Raw genomic sequence first — 18,062 nt, 5'->3', positions numbered from 1 at the left:
CCTTAGGGGGAGTCTCCCCTCAAAGGAGGCAATATGAAGGTTATCGACCTATCACAACGTACTCCTGCATGGCACCAGTGGCGCATTGCAGGGGTTACGGCATCTGAAGCCCCAATTATTATGGGGCGTTCACCCTACAAAACACCTTGGCGATTATGGGCAGAAAAAACCGGATTCGTATTACCGGAAGACCTGTCGAATAATCCTAATGTACTTCGCGGTATACGGTTGGAGCCTCAAGCAAGGCGAGCATTTGAGAATGCGCATAATGACTTTCTTCTGCCGTTATGTGCAGAAGCCGATCATAACGCAATCTTTCGAGCCAGCTTTGATGGCATCAACGATGCGGGCGAACCCGTTGAACTGAAATGTCCTTGCCAGTCAGTTTTTGAGGATGTGCAAGCTCACCGAGAACAAAGCGAGGCGTACCAGTTGTATTGGGTACAAGTACAGCATCAAATACTGGTCGCCAATAGCACGCGTGGTTGGTTGGTATTCTATTATGAGGATCAACTGATTGAGTTTGAAATACAACGAGACGCGGCGTTCTTAACTGAATTGCAAGAAACAGCGCTTCAGTTTTGGGGGTTAGTACAGACCAAAAAAGAACCGTCAAAATGCCCTGAACAAGATTGTTTTGTTCCCAAGGGTGAAGCCCAATACCGCTGGACATCGCTGTCCCGCCAGTATTGCTCAGCACATGCCGAAGTGGTTCGACTGGAAAATCACATTAAATCTTTGAAAGAGGAAATGCGAGACGCCCAGTCGAAATTGGTCGCTATGATGGGTAACTACGCTCATGCCGACTATGCTGGGGTCAAACTCAGCCGCTACATGATGGCAGGTACGGTGGACTATAAGCAATTGGCCACCGATAAATTAGGCGAGCTGGATGAACAGGTTTTAGCCGCTTACCGAAAAGCGCCACAAGAGCGGTTGCGCATCAGCACCAATAAGCCAGATCAGCCCGTTGAAACACCAATCAAAATCAGCCTTGAGCAAGAGAACCTGGTTCTGCCTGGTGACTCGCCGAGCTCATTTTACTTTTAACGTTCACTTGGAGCCGATTTCGGCTCCTTTCTCATGTACTTACATCGAGTGCATCAGAAAGCAGTTTCACTCGTAGCCAATGCTGGGTACGAATGATAGAGCGAGCTGAACTCTTACATACACAGCCATACCACAATCAACACACTACCCGACGGGGACTTCATTCCCTGTTGGGGCATGGGGCCTCGTCAAAACAGATGAGGTTTACCATGACTGAACAATCTCTATTTTTGGTTCAAGTGAATCAAGCATTTAATGTCCCGGCTCCTGATGCTTTCGTTCTGGAAGGATTTGGTGCCGACACTACCCATCCAAACATTCCCGTTCGCAAGGACGAGTATGTTTTTAGAAAAGAAGACTTACGTGACGTATTGGCGTTCTTGTCTCACCCTGACGGTGACGGTTTGTATATTACAGGCCCCACGGGATGCGGTAAGACCTCGCTAATTTGCCAAGTTGCTTCTCGATTGAATTGGCCTGTTCAGCAAATTACTGCGCACGGTCGATTGGAGTTGTCCGATCTTATCGGTCACCACACGCTGGTTAATGGCAACATGACCTTTGTGTATGGACCGCTAGCACTGGCTGTAAAGCATGGCCATTTGCTGATCATTAATGAAATGGATCTTGCTGAGCCTGCTGAACTAGCTGGGCTCAATGACATTTTGGAAGGTGCCCCATTGATCATCGCACAAAATGGCGGAGAGATCATCATGCCACATACCAAGTTTCGTTTTATCGCAACCGGCAACAGTGCGGGCAGCGGTGATCAAACGGGCTTGTATCAAGGTGTGCTCCAACAGAATTTGGCTTTTCTTGATCGCTTTAGAATCATCGAAGCGACCTATGCAGAGCCTTCTGTAGAGGAAGCCATTCTGGAGAATGTTGCGCCGGGCTTGCCAGAAGTCTTTCGCCAAAAAATGGTGAAAGTGGCTGGTGACATTCGTCGTCTTTTTATTGGGGGCGCGGATGGCGGTGCAGAACTTAGTATCACCATGTCCACTCGGACCTTGGTGCGCTGGGCAAAGTTAACACTTGCTTTTAAAGGCGCTCCTAACGCAGTGGAGTATGCACTGGTTCGGTCTTTGACGGCTCGTGCTGAGTTGGAGCAACGTGAAGCCATTCACCGTATTGCCGCTGATGTCTTCGGTGACCACTGGGAGGATTGATGATGGAAAAGTGCTTTGCTCTTTACCGTTGCCGTCATTCTGATGGGACAGCCAAAGAATGGGCCATTTACGTTGGATCAGATACCAAGGAGATTGAAGTTCGGTTTGGAAAAGCCGGTCAATTGTCGCAGCAGCGATTGATTGACTCGACTGATCCTAACGCAGAAGCAGACCGAAGAATCAATGAGAAAATCAACAAGGGTTATCGATTTGTTGGACAAGTCGGCATTGATCTTCAAGGGCGGCCATTTGAACTATCAAATGCGCTTGATAGCGTCGCGTGCGCCAATAACGTCAGTTGGGAGTTTCGTACTCGCAAGGACGTCAATGGCCAAATCTCGCTGGCGCAAAAAGCGTTGTTCGATATGGCAAAGCTGCTTGAAGCCTATGGCTTGGCTGTTATTGATGATAACCAAGTCAGGATTGGAGAATGGTCATTAGGGTTTTGCAAAAGCGGATTACCTAGTACCAATCAAATCAGCATGGTGTCAGGTGAAGGCGCTGGCATTGTTAACACTGATGATGGCCCGTGGCCATTGTTGCTGTTACTGGCTTTTAAGCGTCAATTACCACCACTGTGTTCGCTCACAGTAGCGAGTCCTGAAGGGATAGAAGTATCTGACCAACTGAAGTTGGAAAAAGATGTATTGAGGCTGTTAGGCAGTGATTTAGAGCGGGTTCGCCCGATAGCTGAAGCACTGGACTTAATGCCTGCGAAAATCGATCTCAACCAATCGTCGCCTGATTCGCAAAATTACTATTTCTGATAGTGGTATTGCCATTAGCGCGTCAACTACTACCACCCAAACGGGGGCCATTGCTCCTGTTGGGAGTGGTGCGTCCCCATCTCGCATGAGGATGCACTATGAGTATTCAAACCCTCGACAAACTTTTGATTTGTCACATCGACTGTTCCATCTGGAGCGGTAGAAAAAAACTAAGGCCTGAAGATTTCAGACTAGCCAATGGCAGCCAACTTCCACCGAAGGATGTTGCCAGCTTAGGGAGTAAAAAAATTTGCGACCCTGAGGCATTGGCGAACTTTGAAAGGCTTAAGAAAGAAGCGCAGCGTTTGTGTGAGCAAGTCGGTGTGCGGTTCTTAGGTGGCTATGCCGTCCCTGAAGACCGAATTGATCAAATTATTCCAGAGCTTGACCGTATAGGTCAGGAGTTTGCGCAGTGCAAGCAGTTGTTCTTGGACAACTATGATCAGGTGACGTTTGACTGGGTTGCAAAACACCCGGAATTTGCAGATGCAATCCGGCGTGCGCTGTCACCCGTCGAAGACGTGGAACAACGGCTTCAGTTCGATTATGCCATTTATCGAATGCAACCAGCTGAACAAGCTGGAGGCTTAGATGACAAGGTCAATGGTATGGGACACACCCTCTTTAGGGAGGTGGCTCGTGATGCCAATGAACTGTTTGAGCGTTCCGTTGCAGGCAAGAATCAAATCAGTCAGCGAGCCCTTAATCCGCTCAAGCGATTAAGAGACAAGTTGGATGGTTTGTCATTTCTGGATCATCGAGTTCAGCCGATGGTTGAAGCGATGGACAATTTATTTGTTCGTCTGCCGAAGACCGGCCCTGTGACAGACAATCTCTATCACGAACTAATGGCGACCATTTTAATTTTGTCTGATCCAGACAAGATGAGAATGCACGGTGAAGGTCAATTGGATATCAGACAACTGATGCCCAAACCTGAACCTAAACCCGCACAGCCAGTATCTGCTCAGGCAGATAACTTGCGTGCAATACCCCAACCAACCGTCAGACCAAACCTTGGTTCGACTGTACCAAACTCATTTTATTTCTAACGTCCTTGAGGGCATGTTGCCCTGAAGGGCGCATGTCCTCTGAACTATGTAAGAGGAAATTATGCAATCAACCATCCATAACCCCAGCCAACTGAACCAGTTTGAACCGCATTTTCGTGGTGTGACTGATGCTGTTGAAAGTGAATCGATACCAGAAGTGGCGTGTTGTCGAACGTTAGTACAACGGTCGTACTCAACACATAGTGTCGTGATCCCCAAGAACCCTGTGCTGATCGCAGATGCGGACGCACAAGGTGTTTGGGTAACGGCCATGGTATTTGTTCCAAACATGGCATTGCAGCAAACCGCTCACGAGCGGGCCTGGCTGCAATATCAACACGAGGTGTCTACTCAGTTACAAGACCAGTACGGTCTGACATTGGATGACATCCTGAGTTTAGACCAGCTTAAAACGTCATTTGAGCAGCACGAGAGTCCAGCTGAATTGGTGGCTTGGTTAGGTCAAAAATACGACCTAGATAAGCTAAAAGCACAGGTTTAAACACTTACATTCCCAGCGGGGAAACGCTCCCGCTGAGGGAGTATTCCCCCTAATGATTAGGAGACTCCCATGAATCATCCATTAAAAAACGCACTGCCAATTGTTGCCGCCGCTTATGGCGAAAAGTTTGGTGTGAAGGTGCTTATTCAAGGACAAGATGCGTTTACCGATGGTGATCGGATTGTGATCCCAACAGCAAACCCAGACGACCCACACTATCAACAGATAGCTTGGGGTTATCTGGCTCATGAAGCGGCGCATATTCGGCATACCAATTTTGACATGGTGCAGAAGGCGTCGTCCAAGCCGATTCGTAAGGCACTTCTCAATATCATTGAGGACGTTCGCATTGAAAACGAATTGGCAAAGGATTACCCCGGAATCCGGCGCAGTATTTCGCAAGTGATTGAGTACATGGTGGACACACAGCAAATGTGTGTACCTGAACAGCTTGAGCCTGCATCTAATTTGCAAGCATGGTTGTTGTTTCGCTTGAGATGCCACTTTCTGGGTCAGAAAGCGCTGACGTCTTTGTATCAAGCGGTTGATGAAAGAGTGAGACAACTTTTTCCTGCCGCAGCGATGAGCCGGTTAAGCGCCATGCTGACAGCAGTGCCTAGCCTGGCATCTACAGGTGAAGTGCTGAAACTTGTCGATGCCATCGTTGCCATGTTGGAAGAAGAATCTCGTCCACCACAGGATGAGTCGGATGCTGATAGCGGTAATGACATTGGACAAGATGCGAGTAATGACAGCAATAACAGTAGTGACAGTCAAACCCCAGAAACAGGTTCGTCTGCAATGGGGGATGCTGCTGAAACGGGGGATTCAGATAACTCTGATCAAGCTGACAATTTGCGACAAGCCTTAGAGGCCAGTGCCGCTCAGTTTGAACCCGATACCTTTGCCCAAGTGGCAGAAGTGTTGTCGGAACAAGCTGAAGGACATCAGGGCGTCACACCACTCAGTTTGCCTCAAGCAGAGCAGGCTATGTTGGGTGATGAGGCTATCTTGACCTTATCGGCGTCTGAGTCGGCTCAAATTCGAGCCCGGCTTAGAGGTATGGTTCAGTCCAGTCAGGACAATCGGAATCATGCCAAACGGCACGGTATTCGAGTTGCAACCCATCGTCTTGCCGCCTCACAAGCAGGTGAATCGAGATTGTTTATTCAAAGGCAACCTCGCATTGCGCCCAATGCTGCTGTGCACTTGCTTGTCGATATATCGGGCTCAATGGGTAAGCCCATTGGCGAAGGTAATCGAAAGTACTTTCATGTTGCTAATGAAGCCGCTTTGGCTTTGGCCATGGCACTGGAAGGCATACCGGGTGTTGTACCTGCGGTCAGTTATTTTCCTGGTATTCATCAGGAAGTTTCTATCGCGTTATTGCCCAAGCAATCGGTTCGACATCGGGCCGCCTGTTTTGACCAAAAACCACGAGGTTGTACGCCTATGGCACAAGCGATGTGGTTTGCGGCAAGCAGTCTGTTGGCACAAAAACAGAAGCGAAAGCTAATGATAGTGCTAACCGATGGTGACCCAGATGACTGGGCTGCTACGCATGACATTGTTGACCGTTGCAGACGAAGTGGCTTTGAGCTGCTGGGGATCGGGATTCAAACACGCAGTGTTGAGAAATTCTTTCCTCAAAGCATCGTTATTAACGACGTCAAAGATCTGAAGCGTGAGTTATTCGAAGTAACACAACAACTGTTAGTTCAGTAACCACATCAACTTTACCACCCTGCGGGGACGATTCCGTCCCCGTCAGGGCATGGGTTCGTCTCCGTTTTTTTTGGAGACTCCTATGAAAAACAGAAAGTTCTTAGCTGGCGAAGAAGCCGGTACTTACATCGTTCCTGAGCAGGTGACCGAAGCGGATATATTAGATATGGCGCTCAAGCTTGCTCGTGGTCGATTGAGTAAAGGTCGCAAAATTGAACAGCCATCGTCGGCGTTCTCATACCTGCAAACACTGATGCACGAGTATGAGCACGAGGTTTTTGGTGTGCTGTTTCTTGATACAAAGCATCGCGTCATTCGATTTGAAGAGTTGTTCAAAGGCACTTTAGATGCGGCGAGCGTGTATCCAAGGGAAGTAACAAAACGAGCGCTAGAACTTAATGCGGCAGCAGTGATATTGGTTCATAACCATCCATCGGGTGATCCTGAGCCAAGTGAAGCTGATAAACGCATTACTCATCGACTCCGTGACGCCTTGTCACTTGTTGATATTCGAACGCTTGACCATGTTGTGGTCGCATCCGAGGGCTGCGTTTCGCTTGCCGAACGCGGTTATCTTTAATGAATGGGCGCATTGCCCATTCTCCTACATCACAAAAGCATTCCCATCAGCACACATCAGCACAGCTCGAATTTCTATTTGAGTTTGATGATGCCCCTATCACTTGGTCTGACACGGAAATCTGGCAGTTACGCGAAGGCATTCTATTGGATGCGATCCGTGTATTGCTAGACGGTCGTGTCAGTACTCGATTGCGAAAGGATGTGTTGTCGTGGATTCAAAATGACGAATTAACGCCATTTTGCTTTCGTGTTTGCGCAATGGCTGCGGTTGTCGATCCTGATGTGCTTCGTGACTCCATCATGTGGCTATTAAGACGACATGGTATCCAGCTTGACTAACGTTCCTGTATTAACCGAACGGCTAATGCAGGACCTAAGCTGACTTTTATCACTTGTGGTAGGAGTCGGCTTTTTACTTAAGGAGGTTATATGGCGTTACCTTTACAAATTGAAACAGTAAGGCCATATCTTAATGGCCAATGGCTTCAAATACTGGCGGCGTTGGTGCCAGAACTTGATGCCGCTATTGCTCGAAAAGGCCGTCATGTGGCGTGTCCTGTTCATGGCGGTCGTGATGGCTTTAGGCTGTTCAAAGATGCTGAATATACCGGAGGTGGCGTTTGTAACACCTGCGGTATCTTTCATGATGGCTTTGAACTGTTGTCTTGGATTAATGGATGGAACTTTGCTCAGTCTATTGAAGCAATCGGCCAAGTTCTAGGTATTCAACCCGGACAAATACAAGCGCCTACTCGGCCAATACCGAGTAACGCTGTTGATTGGAAGGCTAAAAAGCAGGAAGAGGACAAAGCGATTATCTATCGCTTGAATCAAACCTGGGGAGAAACGTTTTCTCTTGCAGATACTCGTGCGCAACCAGTTTGGAACTACATGCATCGTCGTGGCATTGTTATCCGGCTTCGTCCTGAATGGGATTCGGTGCTGAGGTATCATCCAAACTTGCCTTACCATGATGAAGATGGCTTGTTTATCGATAGCTACCCAGCGCTGCTAGGTAAAATCGTTACTCAGCAAGGGCGTTCGGCCACGTTTCATCGGATCTACCTAAGTGAAGATGGATTCAAAGCGCCGGTTGAAAAGCCTAAAAAGATGATGCCGATACCAAGTGACAGAACAATCACTGGTGGTGCTATTCCGATAGGTGAGCCTGGTGAGGTATTAGGTGTTTCTGAAGGCATCGAAACAGCTCTAGCGGTTACCAGAGCTACGGGACAAACATGTTGGTCGGTTGTGAATGCAACGCTACTGGCTAGGTTTGAACCACCAAGTAATGTGAAAATGCTGTACATCTGGGCAGATCACGATCTCTCTGAGACCGGCCTGAATGCAGCGAATGAACTCAAGAAAAAAGCCTGGCAAAAAGGCATTCTGACACAAGTGTTGATCCCTCCGATACCAACGTCACTTGGCGTGAAAAGTTGGGATTGGAATGATGTGCTGAATGTTTACGGTGCCATGGGCTTTCCGAAAGTTCATGTCTGATCCAAGGGGCTTCGGCCCCTTTTTTTGCGCCTTGCATATTTGAAAAAACATGGAGAATGAAAAATAGATAACCAATAGGAGAAACAAATATGATGGTATTAACCCTGTTAACAAAGCAGATTGATGGTGAGTTTACGGTTTACTGGAAGACCGGCCTTCGAAGAGCTGGTGAGCTAAAGGTCGATTTAGGTGAGCAATACGACTGCAAAAACGCGCCCTAATTTACCACTACGCTCACTTTCTTCTTACCACTCGTTGCATTTTCACTGAACCACAACTGTCACCCCTAGAGACCACTAATTTCATAAATCATCCAGTACTTCAAAACCTGTGGACCACTAATTTCACTGATTATCCACTACTTTCAAATTCATGTACCACTAGTTGCAGTTATCACCCAAACTTTATAAAAAGTGCCCGTTTATCATATATTTTTATATATGGTTGCTAGCATGTTGGAATTAGAAAAAAGGAGCTGTTGAGCTCCTTTTAAAAGTCGGAGTTAACTAAGCGGTATTAATCGGCCTTTTCTTCGCATCGACTCACCTTTAAGTTTAATGAAATGAGCCTTGTGAAAAAGTCGGTCTAGAATTGCATCTGCAATCGTGGGAGCGTTAAATAGATCATACCATCTGTCAGTCGGGAACTGGCTCGTTACGAGTATTGAACCAGTCATGCTTTGCTGATCTATGATATCAAGTAGAATTGGCCCCTGTGTGTCTAATCAACAGGGTTTTCGGTCTCTAAGCACTTTTAAAAAGGAACTTCATCGACTCAAATCTCTATTTGCAACAGTGCCCTAAAGATTATAAATCAAAGCTATTGACCACTTTAACGTGCAAACGTACATCGATATTACCACGAGTGGCATTCGAGTAAGGGCAGACTTCGTGAGCTTTTTGAATCAAGGTTTTCGCTTCTGCTTCGCTCAAGCCTTCAACGGTAATGGTAATGTCCAAATCCAAACCAAACGCGCCGTCTGGTTTTTGACCGATGCCCACTGCCACGCTAGTGCTAGAATTGGTAGGTTTTAAATTAAGCGTTGGGGCAACGTGGTTCATCGCACTGTCAAAACAAGCGGCATAACCCATTGCAAACAGCTGTTCCGGATTGGTGCCTTGTTTACCTTCTTTGTTGGCTTTGTTGCTTAATTCAGAGATAAGACATACTTGCGCCATTGTGCTTAACTCTTAAACAACATACTGAGTTTCAGGCATACCTAGCCTCGTAAGTTTGTTCAGCGCTTTGATCATGGCGTAAGTCTCGCCAACTTGAGCGTTGTAGTTCCTCAGGCTTAATTTCCCACCTAACAACTGCTTCACTCGATACATTGCTGTCTCTGATAGCGAGCGCTTATGATAGCCATAACGCTGTTTCCACTTCTTGTTAGAGCCGTAGATCTTCTGACAACCTACTGCTAAATTGCGAGGGTGTCCTTGTTCCCAGAAGGCTGCCCCTTCTCGTGGCGGAATGAGCGGAACCGCTCGCTTGACTCGTATAGCATCATGGCAATTCCTTGTGTCATAAGCGCCATCGCCTGATATCTCAATGATTTTACGACGTGTCTGCTTAAGTAGGTTGGGGAGCACTTCGGCATCGGTTATGTTAGATAAACTCAGCTCTGCTGCGACTATTTCGTGGGTGCTTGTATCTACTGCGATATGCAGCTTACGCCAGACTCTGCGCTTCCCGTCAGTACCATGCTTTTTGACCTTCCATTCACCTTCTCCATAAACCTTGAGACCAGTGGCATCAATGGCCAGATGTTGTATTGCTCCTCTGGTTGTGGTTTTAAATGAAACCTCAACATCCTTAGCTCGGCGGCTTATACAAGTGTAATGCGGACTTACAAGCGGGATGTTAGCCAGTTTAAATACTGAGTCTAGAAAACCTTGCAGCGCTCTCAATGGCATAGAGAACACGCGCTTTACCATCAGTGCAGTAGTAATGGCTAAGTCGCTGAATCGGCGTGGTCTACCACGTTTGCCTTGTTTGTTTTGCTTCCACTCGGCTATCGTTTCCTCATCAATCCAAAAGGTCAGAGAACCACGGTTGATTAGCGCTTTGTTGTACTGTTTCCAGTTGGTTGTTTTGTAACGAGGTTTAGGCATGAGGCTACGACGATTAATGGATGTAGCCGATCAGATCGTAGCTTCTTGATTTAGTTCCATCGATTTAAGCAACAAAGCCAGTAAGATACACAGCTCAATCTACAGCAGTTGATAAATCTTCTCGCCATAGTTCATTAGAACCATATGTCACGGGTTTCCCCCCCAATCCTACAGCCTCCCCAGTACATCTTCCCATACCAAGTTAGCTCTAAATTATCACAGATATGGTACCTTTGTTTCCTTGTATGCGCTCACAGGGAATAACCTACATGACAAACAGGCTCAAGTATCTTGCCGCTGCAACCTCATTATTTTTAGCCGGGTGCTCTTTGCTAAGGTCAGCTGGACTTGTATACCCGCCAGATATTCCTAATTGGTCTGATTACAATGCGGTTAGGTACCAGTTCGGTCTAGATGATGATGCAAATGTAGTCGGTTTAGTTGTAGTTTATTCTCCTGAATATGAATCACAGGGGTCTACTTGTAATGATGGTTCATATACTTCCGCATTGGGGGCTGGGGCGTGTTCCTGGCATGGCGGGGTACAAAGAATATCGTCTTGGACTACAGGACCAAGGTACCTCGTAAAGTATCTACTGGGCACAGATGGGGCCTGCATCGCGCAAAAGAAATATTCACTCGAAATTCTCAAGGAAAATGATAGAGATTTTTTTTGTAAAAAGGGCGTAGAAGGATCAGGCCGCAGATTTAAAGAAGATAGAGTCAAATTGATAGAGTTAGTCGGCTGGAAAATATACCCTTACACTGGCTCAGAAATAAGGGTATTAGCGGAAAAACTTTAGGCTGTGAGTAAACGTAAATCGTACGGAAGCTGGCGAGTCAGCTTCATAAAAGTAGTTGTTTTTTTACCTACTCAAAATCAAGATGGGCTCAAGACCTCGCGCGCGATGAAGATGAAATTGGCCCTCCATTATCAAAATCAGAGTAGACAGCTTGAAGAGACTTTTTAACCGCATGTTCGACAACAATATCAATATCTATTGATTCTTCGTTTTCGGAAGCTTGCGTTGTAACACTACTTTTGTCTATTCCATAAACGTTAACGTTTATAGACTTTTCACGTCGTTTTGTATCAGAAGCAGCAATGCTACCTTGAAACTTTCTCATTTCACTCATAGCATCGACCATCCAACGAAAATTATCTGCTTGAGCTGGATTAAGCACCATCTCACTTTCTTTTAGCAGCCACGTACCCTCATTGCTCTTAGGAACATAACCAATGCCGTCATGAGCTTGGCCAGCAATCGTCTGGCCTGCAATAATACCGACAGAAGCATAACCAACAGTTCTAACTGCAGCCTGAGACACAAGAGCTTGAGCTAGGGTCATGTTCTCGCTGTATTTGAGAGCATTGGTTGCTGCTAATTCTGTACTCACAATCGCATTGGCAATCGCAACAGCTTGGTTGGCATAAAACAGAGCTTTAGAATCTTCACCAGACTGCGACATCATGGTCGAAATCTGACTAAAGACAGTGCCCAGACCCGAGACAAAGCTTTGATAACTGCGCAAACTCTCCTGGGTCACTTCACGCTCATAGTCAGCCCTATCCTGTGCCGCAGTCTTGGCAATTTCACTGATAATTAACTCATGCTCTTGACGCAGAGCTTGTTTATTCAGGAAGTATTCTTTCTCAAGATCATTCATCAGATCCTGGTTGTCCTTGTAAAAATAAATATTTGCGTTAGCCCAGTTCAACTTACGTTCAATCTTGCGTCAAAATTTAAACAAAAGCTATACTCTCGCGCGGAAAAATGTATAGTTATACCCCTATGAATGAATCAGTTTATTCATATTTGTATTAGTGATTGCCGATATATTGAGCAGTTGCTAATTAGTAAACAAAGATTCACGGCTTATTCATAGAAGCGTCACTAATACGCAGGCAGTCTTTGATTAATGCTTCAAGGTTTGCAGCGCATTAGGACGCAATACGGAATAATACAAAAGATATGGAGATGTGCGTTGTGTGGTTAACGCTAAAAGCCAATGGGCGGTAGCGTGCCTGCGCACAGTAATTAGCATGTACAGACCAACCATGTATAAAAAAACCTTCTCTAAAAGCACTCTCTGCAAAAGTATAGTGCTATGTTGTCTAAGCATGCTGGGATTAACGGCGTGCAGCAGCGCGCCACGTCAGGTTGAGGCAAGCCTTCCTTTAGTCGCAGCGACTATTCAGCCTCTCGGACAAAAATTACCCGCCAAATATCGTTCCCAGCTGGAACAGGCAGACAGCACCCAACTCGACAATTCCGATTACTCCATTCAGCTCGGAGCCCGCTATACCTCTAGCCTGGGCCAGGATTGTCGTGACTTGACCATCTACGATCAAGCCGGTGATAAGACTCAGCGCGTTGCCTGCGCTGAGAAAAAACAGTACCCGGAGCAAATCCGCGCCTGGTACCTCGTCCCGAACATTGTCCAGCACGCGTCCTCAATTAAGTTATGATTATGAATCTCTCATTGTTTAGTAAACGACTGCTGTGTGCAGTGTCGTTACTGCCGATGGCTGCCTTTGCCGCATCCCCGTTACTGATGAATGCCGCCAACCAAAGTGGCAGTGCGGCAGATCCATCTGCTTATATCGCTCCGACTTCTGCACAAGGCCAGCAAGCGCCGAATGAAGCGCTGGCGATGGGCACTTACTCCAGCGAAAACCGCACCAACTTATTACTACCGGGTGAAACCGACGTACGTAAATTATTGCCCTCAAGTGGTGAGAATATGCCTCCCCCTTATGGTGCAAACTTATTTGCCGGCGGATATGAAACTGAGCGGACAGACGGATTAAATGATAATTATCTGATCGCAGCCGGTGATAAAATTAATATTTGGATTTGGGGTGCAGTTAATTATTCCAGCGTGGTCACCGTAGATAATCAGGGAAATATATTTATTCCAGATATCGGTCCGATTAAAGTTCAGGATTTACGTGCCAGTGAAGTGAATCAATATGTTACTTCGCAAATAAAGAAAGTCTATACCAATAATGTCAGCGTATACGTTAATTTATTAACGTCCACGCCGGTCAGTATTTACCTCTCCGGGCCGGTCATTCGTCCCGGCCAGTATGCCGGTATGGCATCCGACAGCATTCTGTATTATCTCAACCGGGCGGGTGGCATTGACCCTGAGCGTGGCAGTTACCGTGAAATTGTCGTCCTACGCGACAATCAGCCGATTGAAGATATTGATTTATATGACTTCATTCGTACCGGTAAAATGCCCAAAGTCAGCTTTAAAGATGGCGATGTCATTTTGGTCAAGCCGCAGAAGGCTGCGATTACTGTATCCGGCGGGGTGCGTAACCCGTTCCGGTTTGAGCTCAAAGAACCGGTCACGCCGGGCAAAATGCTGACTCAGTATTCACGTCCGCTGGCGAAAGTGAGCCACGTTGGTGTAATGGGTAACCGGAAAACGGGGCCGTTTTCGCTCTATATGCCTTATTCAGAGTTCCTGAAGTTTAAATTACAGGATGGCGATAAGGTGATGTTTAATGACGATCTGCATCCGCAGGTGATTGACATTCAGGTCACCGGCAGTTACCTCGGCCCGTCTTATTTTTCCGTCAATAAACGTACCCGTCTGCACGAACTGCTCAGTTATATTCCGATCGACCCGGAACTGACCAATAATGGTTCAATCTATATTTTGCGTAAAAGTGTCGCGCAAAAGCAGAAAGAGATGCTCAATGAATCACTGGATCGTTTAGAGCGCAGCGTGTTTACCGCGCCGGCGTCCTCCGATGGCGAAGCGGCGATTCGCGCCAAAGAAGCGGAGATGGTGATGCAGTTTACCGAGCGCGCCCGTAAGGTGCAGCCGCTGGGTAAAGTGATTGTCTCTGATGATGGCAATATCGCCAATATCCTGCTCGAGCAGGGCGATACGATTGTTATTCCGTACAAAACCGATCTGGTACAAATCGGCGGTGAAGTGCTGATGCCGCAGGCGGTGGTATTTAATAAAGATGCCACCATCGATGACTACGTGGCCTGGGCGGGCGGTTTTACCGACCGTGCGGAAGACAAACGCATCGCAATTGTGCGCGCCAACGGTCTGGTTGAATTTGACAGTAAAGACCCGATTGAAAAAGGTGATCAGATCCTGGTGCTGCCGAAAGTGGAAACCAAAACCATGCAGGCAGTTAAAGACATCACGCAGATCATCTACCAGATCGCAGTGGCGGCCAACGTGGCGGTCAGATAACGATGGCCTTGGTTGAAAAACGCTCCACGCTCAAAGTGTGGGGCGATGTCATCTTCGCCATATTTTTACGCGAAATTAAAAGTAGATCGAACGATAAGCTTGGCGTGGCCTGGAGTGTGGTCTCACCGGTGGCCTTTATCTTTATGCTTTCTTATATTCGCGGCCGAATGGATGGTGGTGAAACCCATGGTATACCGACCTTCTATTTTATGGTGTTCGGTATGATCCTGGTGCAGTTATTTCTCGGTTGTGTTGGTTCTGTGGCAGCGTCAATTAAAAAGAATAAACCTTTGTATGCGTTTCGGCAGGTGCAGCCCATCAGCTCAATAATTGCCATTGCCGGTTTTGAAATTTTGATCAAACTGTTTGTGATACTAGTAATTGCGATTATTGCGTTTTTTTTACGCTTAGACGTTGAGATTAATGACCCTCTAGAGATTATGATGATCTTGATTAGGGTATGGTTAATTTCAGCCAGTATTGGCGTGTTATTTGCCCTGGCTGCGTGTTATGTGCCTGAGCTTGATAAATTACGCACTTTGGCAATGAGACCAATCTTCTTTATCTCTGGTATCTTTTTCAGTTTGCAGGATATTCCACGTGACTATTGGCCTTATTTGACCTGGAACCCGCTACTGCATGCAGTGGAGCTGGCACGCTATGCCGCTTATCCGCAGTATGGGTATGCAGGGGTGAGCTATTTTTATCTCGATATCTCCACTCTGGTGCTGACCTTTTTCGCTTTGGCGTGTTATCACGTCAGCTGGAAGCAGGCCATCAGCCGCTAATCGTAGACGATATGTTTTTAGTCGCTGTCTCATGGCCAGTGAATAACCAGCCGTCAGGCGTAAATGGCAAATGATAAATGATAGCGCCCGTCGGGCGCAGTTAAACTTTATAAGAAGTATCAATGAGCGAACAGACTACAGCGCAGAAGTTTAAGCAATTACAGCAAGATCTGACGCAGCAAGAATTTAACAGTATCGATTTTCTGACAGCAAAAGCGGAGCAACTGGAAGCGAGTGATCCGGCTTTGTCTAAGAGAATTCTGTTTCGGGTAGCTAATCTGAAAAAGCAGCAGGCAGAAAAGAGTGAGCCCAAAGCGAAATTAACACCGCAAAATGATGGTGCAGATAAAGCATCGAGCTCGGCGCAACAAGCAGACGGCAGTGAGAAGGAGAGCGCTGCGCAAGATATGGATGAACTGCCGCTCTGGCGCCGTTGCTTTAATGCGCTGAAGAAATCGCATTTTTTCCTGTTAGTCGTGACGCCGACCCTGCTGTTTGCCTTTTATCAGCTGATTTGGGCGACTGATCGTTATGAGAGCCAGGCACAGGTGATAGTGCAGCAGCCGGATGGGATGGCGACCATGGATGCCTCCATGGTGATTCTATCCGGATTGGGGGTTTCCAACAGCGGGGTGTCAGACACTGAGCTGGTGAAAGCGTACATTCTGTCCAACGACATGCTGAGCTACCTGGATGATAAGCTCAATCTGCGTGAGCATTACACTCAGCCCTTTATTGACTTGTTCAGCAGTATGCCCGATGAAGCCAGCCGGGAAGATTTCCTGCAGTATTATCAGGATCATTTGACGGTTTATATTGACTCTAAATCAAGCATCGTACATGTCTACAGCCAGGCGTTTGATAAAGAGTTTGCTCATCTGCTCACTGAAACCATCGTCAAGCGCGCCGAGTGGTACATTAACTCGATTGGCCACCAGCTGGCGGAAGCGCAGCTCAAATTTATTACCCATGAGCATCAGAACATCGAGCAGCGGCTGGAGCAGGCGCAGATCAAACTGATGAACTTTCAGCAGCGCTATAACCTGCTGGATCCGACCGCAGAAGGCATTGCAATGCAACAGATTGCCTACGGACTGGAAGGGCAGGTATCAAGCAAAGAAGCGGAATTGAAAGGACTGTCAGCAATCATGAGCGCGCATGCGCCGCAGGTTGTGCAGGCTCAAAACCAGTTGGCAGCACTAAAAGCGCAGCTGATTAAAGAGCGTTCCAAGCTGTCTGAAGAAGACGGCAAAGTGACGCCGCTGAGTGAAATCCTAGCCAGCTATACCGACTTAAAAGTCAAAATGGAGCTGGCACTGCAAGCGTACACCTCATCGCAGGTCTCGCTGGAAAAATCACGCATCGAAGCCTATCGTCAGCTGAAGTATCTGGTGGTGGTCGAAGCGGCCACACAGCCGGAAGACAACAAATACCCCGATGCATTTTACAATATTTCTCTGTTTGCCGCCCTCGCCGCGATGCTGTTTGCCATTGGCAATATCATCGTCTCGACTATCCGCGAACTGAAATAATTCCCCCAAAAAAGACATTGAAAAAATCATGCAAGGAACAGTTGGACTATGAATTTAAACGTCGAATCGCCGATTAATCCGTACGGACGTAAAGGGATTATTCTGGCCGGTGGCTCAGGCACCCGTCTCTACCCGCTTACTCAGGTGGTCAGCAAACAGCTGATGCCGGTGTATGATAAACCGATGATCCACTACCCGCTGGCGAACCTGATTATGGCCGGTATCCGTGAGATCTGTATTATTACCACTCAGGAAGAGCAGCACCGCTTCCAGCGCCTGTTGGGTGACGGTTCGCAGTGGGGTGTATCGCTGGAATATGTGGTGCAACCTTCGCCGGACGGCTTAGCACAGGCGTTTATTCTGGCAGAGGAGTTCCTGGCGGGCGCACCAGCGGCGCTGATCCTGGGTGATAACCTGTTCTACGGCCATGATTTAGCTAAATCGTTCCGTAATGCCAACGCGTATGGCAGCGGTGCAACCATTTTTGGTTACCACGTGGCAGATCCGACCTCATATGGCGTGGTCGAGTTTGATTGCGATGGCAAAGTACTGTCGATTGAAGAGAAGCCGCAGCAGCCAAAATCCAACTACGCAGTACCGGGTGTGTACTTCTTTGATCATAATGTTGTTGAGTACGCCAAACGGGTCAAGCCGTCACCACGTGGCGAACTGGAAATCACCGACCTGATTGAGCAGTATCTGCAAGCCGGCACTCTTAACGGTGAAGTTATGGGGCGTGGTACCGCCTGGCTCGACACCGGCACATTAGATGACCTGCTTGATGCGGCGGTCTTTATCCGCGCAATTGAGAAGCGCCAGGGCCTTAAGGTCAACAGCCCGGCCGAAGTGGCTTACCGCATGGGCTTTATCGGTGAAGAAGAAATTCGCCGCATTGCCGAACCACTGCGCAAGTCCGGTTACGGTGATTACCTGCTGGGCCTGCTGGATCACAAAGTATTTTAAGCTAAGATCCTGATCAGGGAAATCGCATAAACATGCCCATTTTTAAAGGGACTTCGTCAAATTAGAGTATTCTAATTTACAAGGTATTTCT

General features: G+C 47.3%; 19 protein-coding genes. 15 read left to right on the top strand and 4 right to left on the bottom strand.

Annotation, left to right across the window (positions count from 1 at the left end; genetic code table 11):
- The first annotated feature begins 33 nt into the window (after positions 1 to 33).
- The 10 genes from R7127_RS20925 to R7127_RS20880 all read left to right on the top strand — a co-directional run bounded on the left by R7127_RS20925 (position 34) and on the right by R7127_RS20880 (position 8,571).
- Positions 34 to 1,050, top strand: a complete 1,017-nt coding sequence (locus tag R7127_RS20925) for a YqaJ viral recombinase family protein (protein WP_225468064.1) — start codon at positions 34 to 36, stop codon at positions 1,048 to 1,050.
- Between the two features lie 209 nt (positions 1,051 to 1,259).
- Positions 1,260 to 2,219: an AAA family ATPase gene (locus tag R7127_RS20920; protein WP_318148526.1), complete on the top strand. Its 960-nt coding sequence runs from the start codon at positions 1,260 to 1,262 to the stop codon at positions 2,217 to 2,219.
- Positions 2,219 to 2,986, top strand: a complete 768-nt coding sequence (locus tag R7127_RS20915) for a hypothetical protein (protein ID WP_318148525.1) — start codon at positions 2,219 to 2,221, stop codon at positions 2,984 to 2,986. The genes R7127_RS20920 and R7127_RS20915 overlap by 1 nt, the downstream gene beginning before the upstream one ends.
- Positions 2,987 to 3,084: 98 nt before the next feature.
- Positions 3,085 to 4,038, top strand: a complete 954-nt coding sequence (locus tag R7127_RS20910) for a DUF3150 domain-containing protein (protein WP_318148524.1) — start codon at positions 3,085 to 3,087, stop codon at positions 4,036 to 4,038.
- Between the two features lie 61 nt (positions 4,039 to 4,099).
- On the top strand, positions 4,100 to 4,540 hold the full coding sequence (locus R7127_RS20905; RefSeq protein ID WP_001192022.1) for a hypothetical protein: 441 nt from the start codon (positions 4,100 to 4,102) through the stop codon (positions 4,538 to 4,540).
- A 69-nt stretch (positions 4,541 to 4,609) separates the two neighbouring features.
- Positions 4,610 to 6,265, top strand: a complete 1,656-nt coding sequence (locus tag R7127_RS20900; RefSeq protein WP_001016318.1) for a VWA domain-containing protein — start codon at positions 4,610 to 4,612, stop codon at positions 6,263 to 6,265.
- 82 nt (positions 6,266 to 6,347) lie between these two features.
- Positions 6,348 to 6,845, top strand: a complete 498-nt coding sequence (gene radC, locus R7127_RS20895) for a RadC family protein (RefSeq protein WP_000797298.1) — start codon at positions 6,348 to 6,350, stop codon at positions 6,843 to 6,845.
- Entirely contained in the window at positions 6,845 to 7,186 is a 342-nt protein-coding gene (locus R7127_RS20890) for a hypothetical protein (RefSeq protein WP_001014426.1), read from the top strand. Before radC ends, R7127_RS20890 begins: the two co-directional genes overlap by 1 nt.
- 90 nt (positions 7,187 to 7,276) lie before the next feature.
- The gene (locus R7127_RS20885; protein WP_225468057.1) at positions 7,277 to 8,350 is read left to right on the top strand and encodes a primase-helicase zinc-binding domain-containing protein; all 1,074 of its coding nucleotides are present in this window, start codon (positions 7,277 to 7,279) and stop codon (positions 8,348 to 8,350) included.
- A gap of 89 nt (positions 8,351 to 8,439) precedes the next feature.
- Positions 8,440 to 8,571, top strand: a complete 132-nt coding sequence (locus R7127_RS20880) for a hypothetical protein (protein ID WP_263856008.1) — start codon at positions 8,440 to 8,442, stop codon at positions 8,569 to 8,571.
- Positions 8,572 to 8,852: 281 nt separating this feature from the next.
- Here R7127_RS20880 and R7127_RS27095 read toward each other — a convergent pair whose 3' ends face one another.
- From R7127_RS27095 to R7127_RS20870, 3 genes are all read right to left on the bottom strand, one after another.
- The gene (locus tag R7127_RS27095) at positions 8,853 to 9,056 is read right to left on the bottom strand and encodes an ATP-binding protein (RefSeq protein WP_225502365.1); all 204 of its coding nucleotides are present in this window, start codon (positions 9,054 to 9,056) and stop codon (positions 8,853 to 8,855) included.
- A 100-nt stretch (positions 9,057 to 9,156) separates the two neighbouring features.
- Positions 9,157 to 9,528, bottom strand: a complete 372-nt coding sequence (locus R7127_RS20875; protein WP_225468056.1) for an Ohr family peroxiredoxin — start codon at positions 9,526 to 9,528, stop codon at positions 9,157 to 9,159.
- Positions 9,529 to 9,540: 12 nt separating this feature from the next.
- The gene (locus tag R7127_RS20870; protein WP_225468055.1) at positions 9,541 to 10,461 is read right to left on the bottom strand and encodes an IS5 family transposase; all 921 of its coding nucleotides are present in this window, start codon (positions 10,459 to 10,461) and stop codon (positions 9,541 to 9,543) included.
- Positions 10,462 to 10,730: 269 nt separating this feature from the next.
- On the opposite strand from R7127_RS20870, the gene R7127_RS20865 reads away from it, so the two are divergent.
- Entirely contained in the window at positions 10,731 to 11,264 is a 534-nt protein-coding gene (locus tag R7127_RS20865; RefSeq protein ID WP_225468054.1) for a hypothetical protein, read from the top strand.
- An 88-nt stretch (positions 11,265 to 11,352) separates the two neighbouring features.
- Here the strand turns inward: R7127_RS20865 and R7127_RS20860 are convergent, their stop codons facing one another.
- Complete coding sequence (locus tag R7127_RS20860; protein WP_225468053.1) at positions 11,353 to 12,129, bottom strand: hypothetical protein; 777 nt, start codon at positions 12,127 to 12,129, stop codon at positions 11,353 to 11,355.
- 804 nt (positions 12,130 to 12,933) lie between these two features.
- Between R7127_RS20860 and R7127_RS20855 the strand changes: the two genes are divergently transcribed.
- From R7127_RS20855 to rfbA, 4 genes are all read left to right on the top strand, one after another.
- Entirely contained in the window at positions 12,934 to 14,688 is a 1,755-nt protein-coding gene (locus R7127_RS20855) for a polysaccharide biosynthesis/export family protein (RefSeq protein ID WP_318148523.1), read from the top strand.
- Positions 14,689 to 14,690: 2 nt separating this feature from the next.
- Positions 14,691 to 15,476, top strand: coding sequence for an ABC transporter permease (locus R7127_RS20850; protein ID WP_318148522.1), 786 nt, complete (start codon positions 14,691 to 14,693; stop codon positions 15,474 to 15,476).
- A gap of 122 nt (positions 15,477 to 15,598) precedes the next feature.
- Complete coding sequence (locus tag R7127_RS20845; protein ID WP_318148521.1) at positions 15,599 to 17,008, top strand: lipopolysaccharide biosynthesis protein; 1,410 nt, start codon at positions 15,599 to 15,601, stop codon at positions 17,006 to 17,008.
- 48 nt (positions 17,009 to 17,056) lie between these two features.
- Positions 17,057 to 17,971 carry a glucose-1-phosphate thymidylyltransferase RfbA gene (gene rfbA / locus R7127_RS20840; RefSeq protein WP_318148520.1) on the top strand — a complete coding sequence of 305 codons (915 nt, stop codon included), beginning with the start codon at positions 17,057 to 17,059 and terminating at the stop codon, positions 17,969 to 17,971.
- Positions 17,972 to 18,062 lie beyond the last annotated feature (91 nt).

This window comes from Vibrio sp. 1159 (genome assembly GCF_033340395.1).
GTDB lineage: Bacteria > Pseudomonadota > Gammaproteobacteria > Enterobacterales > Vibrionaceae > Vibrio > Vibrio alginolyticus.
This window is presented reverse-complemented; position numbering and strand designations above follow the sequence as displayed.

Bases quoted from the DNA above. Each gene is read 5' to 3' on its own strand.
- R7127_RS20845 (WP_318148521.1), top strand. From the start codon at position 15,599: ATGAGCGAACAGACTACAGCGCAGAAGTTTAAGCAATTACAGCAAGAT.
- R7127_RS20920 (WP_318148526.1), top strand. From the start codon at position 1,260: ATGACTGAACAATCTCTATTTTTGGTTCAAGTGAATCAAGCATTTAAT.
- R7127_RS20900 (WP_001016318.1), top strand. From the start codon at position 4,610: ATGAATCATCCATTAAAAAACGCACTGCCAATTGTTGCCGCCGCTTAT.
- R7127_RS20915 (WP_318148525.1), top strand. From the start codon at position 2,219: ATGATGGAAAAGTGCTTTGCTCTTTACCGTTGCCGTCATTCTGATGGG.
- R7127_RS20865 (WP_225468054.1), top strand. From the start codon at position 10,731: ATGACAAACAGGCTCAAGTATCTTGCCGCTGCAACCTCATTATTTTTA.
- R7127_RS20925 (WP_225468064.1), top strand. From the start codon at position 34: ATGAAGGTTATCGACCTATCACAACGTACTCCTGCATGGCACCAGTGG.
- R7127_RS20875 (WP_225468056.1), bottom strand. From the start codon at position 9,528: ATGGCGCAAGTATGTCTTATCTCTGAATTAAGCAACAAAGCCAACAAA.
- R7127_RS20880 (WP_263856008.1), top strand. From the start codon at position 8,440: ATGATGGTATTAACCCTGTTAACAAAGCAGATTGATGGTGAGTTTACG.
- R7127_RS20905 (WP_001192022.1), top strand. From the start codon at position 4,100: ATGCAATCAACCATCCATAACCCCAGCCAACTGAACCAGTTTGAACCG.
- R7127_RS20855 (WP_318148523.1), top strand. From the start codon at position 12,934: ATGAATCTCTCATTGTTTAGTAAACGACTGCTGTGTGCAGTGTCGTTA.
- R7127_RS20850 (WP_318148522.1), top strand. From the start codon at position 14,691: ATGGCCTTGGTTGAAAAACGCTCCACGCTCAAAGTGTGGGGCGATGTC.
- R7127_RS20910 (WP_318148524.1), top strand. From the start codon at position 3,085: ATGAGTATTCAAACCCTCGACAAACTTTTGATTTGTCACATCGACTGT.
- radC (WP_000797298.1), top strand. From the start codon at position 6,348: ATGAAAAACAGAAAGTTCTTAGCTGGCGAAGAAGCCGGTACTTACATC.
- rfbA (WP_318148520.1), top strand. From the start codon at position 17,057: ATGAATTTAAACGTCGAATCGCCGATTAATCCGTACGGACGTAAAGGG.
- R7127_RS20885 (WP_225468057.1), top strand. From the start codon at position 7,277: ATGGCGTTACCTTTACAAATTGAAACAGTAAGGCCATATCTTAATGGC.
- R7127_RS20870 (WP_225468055.1), bottom strand. From the start codon at position 10,461: ATGCCTAAACCTCGTTACAAAACAACCAACTGGAAACAGTACAACAAA.
- R7127_RS20890 (WP_001014426.1), top strand. From the start codon at position 6,845: ATGAATGGGCGCATTGCCCATTCTCCTACATCACAAAAGCATTCCCAT.
- R7127_RS20860 (WP_225468053.1), bottom strand. From the start codon at position 12,129: ATGAATGATCTTGAGAAAGAATACTTCCTGAATAAACAAGCTCTGCGT.